Below are 6,552 nucleotides of genomic sequence, written 5' to 3' on the forward strand. Positions count from 1 at the left end.
GGTGGCTCCTCTCGACGCGGATATTGGCTTGCCGCCTCGGGGCAGCCGATGAACACAATGTGTATCGCACGCACTGCCGTGGACGCCGGTCCGGATTCCCTTTCGTCGACCTTGGCTCCGGTATTTGCTGTTGAGGACTTCTGTTCGTATACGGGGGATTGAGGGCGCTATGTCGTATGTAGAGATACCTGGTGCGAAAGTACCGATCCGGATGTGGACCGACCCCGCCACGGTCGAGGGCTCCGCACTCCAGCAGCTCCGGAACGTCGCCACGCTGCCGTGGATCAAGGGCCTGGCCGTCATGCCCGACGTGCACTACGGCAAGGGTGCGACGGTCGGCTCGGTCATCGCCATGAAGGGCGCGGTGTGCCCGGCTGCGGTGGGTGTCGACATCGGCTGCGGAATGTCGGCGGTGAAGACGTCCCTGACGGCGAACGACCTGCCGGGGGACCTGTCGCGGCTGCGGTCGAGGATCGAGCAGGTGATTCCGGTGGGGCGGGGGATGCATGACGATCCCGTCGACCCGGGGCGGTTCCACGGGTTGGCCACCGCCGGGTGGGAGGACTTCTGGGGGCGGTTCGACGGGGTGGCCGAGGCGGTCAAATTCCGTCAGGAGCGTGCTACGAAGCAGATGGGAACGCTCGGCGGCGGCAACCACTTCGTTGAAGTTTGCACGGATACGGCCGATTCTGTCTGGTTGATGCTCCACTCCGGTTCTCGCAACATCGGCAAGGAACTGGCCGAGCACCACATCGGCGTGGCCCAGAAGCTCCCGCACAACCAGGGGCTGGTCGACCGCGACCTCGCGGTCTTCGTCGCGGACACCCCGCAGATGGCGGCGTACCGCAACGACCTGTTCTGGGCGCAGGAGTACGCGAAGTACAACCGCTCGATCATGATGGCGCTCCTGAAGGACGTGATCCGCAAGGAGTTCAAGAAGGCGAAGCCGGTCTTCGAGCCGGAGATCAGCGCGCACCACAACTACGTGGCCGAGGAGCGCTACGACGGGATGGACCTGCTCGTGACCCGCAAGGGCGCGATCCGGGCCGGCTCCGGCGACTACGGGATCATCCCCGGCTCGATGGGCACGGGTTCGTACATCGTGAAGGGACTCGGCAACGCCAAGTCCTTCAACTCCGCCTCGCACGGCGCGGGCCGGCGCATGAGCCGCAACGCGGCCAAGCGGCGCTTCTCGACGAGGGACCTGGAGGAGCAGACGCGGGGCGTGGAGTGCCGCAAGGACTCCGGCGTCGTGGACGAGATCCCGGGTGCCTACAAGCCGATCGAGCAGGTCATCGACCAGCAGCGGGACCTGGTGGAGGTCGTGGCGAAGCTGAAGCAGGTGGTGTGCGTGAAGGGCTGACCGGTCTCGGCGGCCGGCATCACAGGTCCCGGTGGACCTTCGTGTTGGAGGCCTGGGCGCGGGGGCGCAGGACGAGGAGGTCGACGTTGACGTGGCTGGGGCGGGTGACCGCCCAGGTGATGGTGTCGGCGACGTCGTCGGCCGTGAGGGGCTCGGCGACGCCCTCGTAGACCTTCTCGGCCTTCTCCTTGTCGCCGGAGAAGCGGGTGAGGGCGAACTCGTCCGTCTTGACCATGCCGGGGGCGATCTCGATGACGCGGACCGGCCGGCCGACGATCTCCAGGCGCAGCGTCTCGGCGAGGACGTGCGCGCCGTGCTTGGCGGCGACGTAGCCCGCGCCGCCCTCGTAGGTGCCGTGGCCGGCGGTGGAGGAGACGACCACGACCGTGCCGTCGCCGCTCGCGATCAGCTGGGGCAGCAGGGCCTGGGTGAGGTTGAGCGTGCCGATGACGTTCGTCTCGTACATCTGGCGCCAGTCGGCCGGGTCGCCGGTCGCGACCGGGTCGGCGCCGAGCGCGCCGCCCGCGTTGTTGACCAGTACGCCGATCGTCTTGAAGGCCGTGGCGAACTCGTCGACCGCCGCGCGGTCGGTGACGTCGAGGGCGTACGCCGTGGCCTGGTGGCCCGCCTTGGTGATCTCCTCCGCCAGCGCCTCGATGCGGTCCTTGCGGCGGGCGGTGAGGACGACGCGGTAGCCCGCGGCGGCGAGCTGCCGGGCCGTGGCGGCACCGATTCCGCTGCTCGCACCGGTGACGACGGCGATGCGGGAGGCTGCGGACGGGGCGGCGGTGGCCATGGGGGCTCCTCGGTCGTGGTGTGCGATGACGGGCGGGCCGGCGTCGGCCTCAGGGCTTCCGGCCAGGATAGGCGGGACCGGCGGTGGGAGAATGAGGGCGGGTGATCCCCTGACATTTCCCGGAGGTGGATCATGGGCGAGGCACGTGAGGTCATGGACCGGCTCACCGACGCGGTCACCACGCACGCCGACCTGAAGGTCATCGGCGAGCTGTACGCCGAGGACGCGGTCGCCTTCACCCCCGACGAGGGTGAACTGCGCGGGCGGGACAGCATCGTCGAGTACTGGCGGACGATGACGGAGGCGGTCCCCGAGGCGACGTTCCGGTCGCTGCACGCCTACGAGGTCGGTGACACGGCCATCGACGAGGGGATCTTCAGCGGGCGGAACACCGGGCCCCTGGAGCTGCCCAACGGCGAGACGCTGCCCCCGACGCAGAAGGAGATCAGGATCCGCGGGGTGGACATCGCCACCGTGAGGGACGGCCGGATCGTGGACTACCGCCTGTATTTCGACGAGATGGACTTCCTGGGGCAGCTGGGGCTGCTGCCCGACGAGCCGTTCTGAGTCTCCGGCCCGGGACGCCGGTCAGTTTCCCCGCGGGGCGTACATGATCACCGCCATGCCCGCGAGGCAGACGAGTGCGCCCGTGATGTCCCAGCGGTCCGGGCGGTAGCCGTCCGCGACCACGCCCCACAGGATCGAACCGGCGACGAAGATCCCGCCGTACGCGGCGAGGACGCGGCCGAAGTGGGCGTCGGGCTGGAACGTCGCGACGAAGCCGTACGCGCCGAGCGCGAGGACGCCGCCGGCCGCCCACAGCCAGCCTCTGCTCTCGCGCACGCCCTGCCAGACCAGCCACGCGCCGCCGATCTCCAGCAGGGCGGCGAGGACGAAGAGGCCGGCGGAACGCAGGATGTGCATGCGGGCAGCCTCGCATGCCGGGGTGCTGCTCCTTCCCGCACCCGACGGTACGGTTGAAGGGTAAACAACCTGGAGGGTGAGCGACCATGCAGTTCGGGATCTTCAGTGTCGGCGATGTCACGCCCGACCCGACCACCGGCCGGACGCCGACCGAACGCGAGCGCATCAAGGCCATGGTCGCCATCGCGCTGAAGGCCGAGGAGGCCGGGCTCGACGTCTTCGCCACCGGCGAGCACCACAACCCGCCGTTCGTGCCGTCGTCCCCGACCACCATGCTCGGTCACATCGCCGCCCGCACCGAGCGGCTGATCCTCTCCACCGCCACCACCCTCATCACCACCAACGACCCGGTGAAGATCGCCGAGGACTTCGCGATGCTCCAGCACCTGGCCGACGGCCGGGTGGATCTGATGCTGGGCCGCGGCAACACCGCCCCCGTCTACCCCTGGTTCGGGCAGGACATCCGGCAGGGCATCCCGCTCGCGATCGAGAACTACGCCCTCCTCCACCGGCTGTGGCGCGAGGAGGCCGTCGACTGGGAGGGGACGTTCCGTACGCCGCTGCAGGGCTTCACGGCCACACCCCGTCCGCTGGACGGCGTACCGCCGTTCGTCTGGCACGGGTCGATCCGCTCGCCGGAGATCGCCGAGCAGGCCGCGTACTACGGCGACGGCTTCTTCCACAACAACATCTTCTGGCCGGCCGAGCACACCCGGCGCATGGTCGAGCTGTACCGGACGCGGTACGCGCACCACGGGCACGGCACGCCCGAGCAGGCGATCGTCGGGCTCGGCGGGCATGTGTTCATGCGGCGGAACGCGCAGGACGCCGTGCGTGAGTTCCGGCCGTACTTCGACGTCGCGCCGGTGTACGGGCACGGGCCGTCGCTGGAGGACTTCATGGCGCAGACGCCGCTGACCGTCGGCTCCCCGCAGCAGGTGATCGAGAAGACGCTGGCGTTCCGCGAGTACGCCGGCGACTACCAGCGCCAGCTGTTCCTGGTCGACCACGCCGGGCTGCCGCTGAAGACCGTGCTGGAGCAGATCGACCTGCTGGGCGAGGAGGTCGTACCGGTGCTGCGCAAGGAGTTCGCCGTGGGCCGCCCGGCGGACGTGCCGGACGCGCCGACGCACGCGGCACGGCTCGCCGGGGCCTGAAAAAAGCCGCCCGTGGTTGCGTGACCCCTGGTGAGAGGGCAGTAAGAAGGACGCTCCGGCGCAGCTCATCCCCTCCCGCGGGCCAGGCGGCGGGGCACACTGGACGCGTGTCCCACACAGTGCTGCTCGCCGAAGACGACCGCGCCATCCGCAACGCCCTGGAGCGCGCCCTGACCCTGGAGGGTTACCAGGTCATGGCGGTCGCCGACGGTGTCGAGGCACTGGCGCAGGCCCACCGCAACCGTCCGGACGTCCTCGTCCTGGACGTGATGATGCCCGGCATCGACGGGCTCCAGGTGTGCCGTGTGCTGCGCGCCGAGGGCGACCGGACGCCGATCCTGATGCTGACCGCGCTCGTGGAGACCGCCGACCGGATCGCCGGCCTGGACGCGGGCGCCGACGACTACGTGGTGAAGCCCTTCGACGTGGAGGAGGTCTTCGCCCGGCTGCGCGCCCTGCTGCGCCGCACCAGCCCGGTGAGCGTCGTCGGCGCACCCGCGGCCGAGGCGCCGCCCCGGCCGGTCCCCGAGCGGTTCATCGAGGCGGCCGGCATCCGCATGGACCCGCAGGCGCGCCGGGTCTGGCGGGGCGAGCGCGAGCTGGAGCTGACCCGCACCGAGTTCGAGCTGCTGGAGCTGCTGGTCCGCAACGCGGGCATCGTCCTCGACCACTCGACGATCTACGACCGTATCTGGGGCTACGACTTCGGCCCCGGCTCGAAGAACCTCGCCGTCTACGTCGGCTATCTGCGGCGCAAGCTCGACGAGCCGGACGCGCCGCAGCTGATCCACACGGTGCGTGGCGTGGGTTACGTGCTGCGGGAGGACTGAGTGGGCCGCCTCCGCCGGCGCTTCAGCGGGCGGCGGCTGAAGCTGGTCTCGCTGCGCACCACGTTCGCCGTGTCGTTCGCGGCGGTGACGGCGGCCGTGACGATCCTGGTCGGCATCCTGTCGTACAGCGCGGCGGCCCGGCTGGTGCGGGTGGACCAGCAGACCGTGTTCGACGAGGTCGTGCAGGACCTGCGGGACGAGGTGCGGCAGAACCACATGACGCCCGGCGACTTCTCGTCCGCCGCGCCGGGCCACGACCTCGTCCGGCCCGCCCGCACCGATGTGCAGGTGCTCGGCCCGGACGGCCATGTCGCCGACCCGGGCAGCCCGGGACTGCCGGTCACCGGCGCCGACGTGCGCATCGCCGGGGCCGCGACGTCCGGGCGGGTCGCCGAGCACAAGGACGTCGACGTGGGCAACGACGTCTACCGCGTCGCGACCGTCTCCCTCGGCGGCGGCCGGGGCGCGGTGCAGGTCGCGCAGGAGTTCAGCGACGTCGAGGACCTGCTGCGGGCGCTGCAGCGGCGGACGCTGCTGCTGATGGCCGCCGTGGTGATCGCCGCCGGACTGTTCGGCTGGTGGCTGGCCCGGCGGATCACCCGCCGCCTGGTCGTCCTGACCGACGCCGCCGAGGACGTCGCCCGCACGCGCCGGCTCGGCATCGTCGTGCCCGTCGCCGGGCACGACGAGGTGGGCCGGCTGGGCCGGGCCTTCGACCGCATGCTGGGGCGGCTCGCGCAGTCCGAGGAGGACCAGCGCCGCCTGGTCCAGGACGCGGGCCATGAGCTCCGTACGCCGCTGACCTCCCTGCGGACGAACATCTCCCTGCTCCGCCGGATCGACGAACTCCCGCCCGGGGCCCGCGAGGAACTGGTCGCCGATCTGGGCCAGGAGGCCCGCGAGCTGACCGACCTGGTCAACGAGCTCGTCGATCTCGCGGCCGGGCAGTCTGACACGGAGCCGCCGCAGCGGGTGGACGTCGCCGACATCGCGGAGGAGGTGGCGGGTCTCGCCCGGCGTCGCAGCGGCCGGCGGATCCTGCTCCGCGCGTGCGGCGACACCACCACCGACGGGCGGCCCGGGATGCTGACGCGGGCGCTGTCCAACCTCGTCGAGAACGCGGTGAAGTTCGACCAGGGCGGCACGGCCCCCATCGAGATCGTCGTCGCCGGGCCCGCCCGGCCGGGCACGATCCGCGTCGAGGTCCTCGACCGCTTCTACCGCGCCGCAGACGCCCGCTCCCTGCCGGGCTCGGGCCTGGGCCTGTCCATCGTCCGCGAGGTGGCACTCGCCCACGGGGGAGCGCCGTTCGCGTTCCGCCGGGACGGGGGCGGGACGGTGATCGGCTTCACGGTGGGCGGCGGGCTCGGCTGATGCCCACCTGCGCGTAAGGCGCGGCCGTCGGGCTCGGGCCACGGACGTCACTTCTTTCCCCGCAAGGCCCGGACCACCTCGGCTACCGCCACGAGGATCCGTGCGCGG

At 71.1% G+C, this 6,552-nt stretch carries 7 protein-coding genes; 5 read left to right on the forward strand and 2 right to left on the reverse strand.

Features of this window, described 5'->3' with window-relative positions; translation table 11 throughout:
- The first annotated feature begins 169 nt into the window (after nt 1–169).
- Nucleotides 170–1,363, forward strand: a complete 1,194-nt coding sequence (locus CCL05_RS35730; RefSeq protein WP_086564801.1) for an RtcB family protein — start codon at nt 170–172, stop codon at nt 1,361–1,363.
- Between the two features lie 19 nt (nt 1,364–1,382).
- On the opposite strand, the gene CCL05_RS35735 is transcribed toward CCL05_RS35730, so the two are convergent.
- Nucleotides 1,383–2,159: an SDR family NAD(P)-dependent oxidoreductase gene (locus CCL05_RS35735; protein WP_086564802.1), complete on the reverse strand. Its 777-nt coding sequence runs from the start codon at nt 2,157–2,159 to the stop codon at nt 1,383–1,385.
- 132 nt (nt 2,160–2,291) lie between these two features.
- On the opposite strand from CCL05_RS35735, the gene CCL05_RS35740 reads away from it, so the two are divergent.
- Nucleotides 2,292–2,726 (forward strand): ester cyclase, encoded by a 435-nt coding sequence (locus CCL05_RS35740; protein ID WP_086564803.1) that lies wholly within the window; start codon nt 2,292–2,294, stop codon nt 2,724–2,726.
- A 21-nt stretch (nt 2,727–2,747) separates the two neighbouring features.
- On the opposite strand, the gene CCL05_RS35745 is transcribed toward CCL05_RS35740, so the two are convergent.
- Nucleotides 2,748–3,083 carry a YnfA family protein gene (locus CCL05_RS35745; protein WP_086564804.1) on the reverse strand — a complete coding sequence of 112 codons (336 nt, stop codon included), beginning with the start codon at nt 3,081–3,083 and terminating at the stop codon, nt 2,748–2,750.
- 86 nt (nt 3,084–3,169) lie between these two features.
- Here CCL05_RS35745 and CCL05_RS35750 point away from each other — a divergent pair, with 86 nt between their 5' ends.
- The 3 genes from CCL05_RS35750 to CCL05_RS35760 all read left to right on the forward strand — a co-directional run bounded on the left by CCL05_RS35750 (nt 3,170) and on the right by CCL05_RS35760 (nt 6,444).
- On the forward strand, nt 3,170–4,240 hold the full coding sequence (locus CCL05_RS35750; RefSeq protein ID WP_086564805.1) for an LLM class flavin-dependent oxidoreductase: 1,071 nt from the start codon (nt 3,170–3,172) through the stop codon (nt 4,238–4,240).
- A 107-nt stretch (nt 4,241–4,347) separates the two neighbouring features.
- Nucleotides 4,348–5,070 (forward strand): response regulator transcription factor, encoded by a 723-nt coding sequence (locus CCL05_RS35755; protein WP_086564806.1) that lies wholly within the window; start codon nt 4,348–4,350, stop codon nt 5,068–5,070.
- Entirely contained in the window at nt 5,071–6,444 is a 1,374-nt protein-coding gene (locus tag CCL05_RS35760) for a sensor histidine kinase (RefSeq protein ID WP_086564807.1), read from the forward strand.
- The last annotated feature ends 108 nt before the right edge of the window (nt 6,445–6,552 follow it).

The organism is Streptomyces africanus (assembly GCF_002150735.1).
Taxonomy (GTDB): domain Bacteria; phylum Actinomycetota; class Actinomycetes; order Streptomycetales; family Streptomycetaceae; genus Streptomyces; species Streptomyces africanus.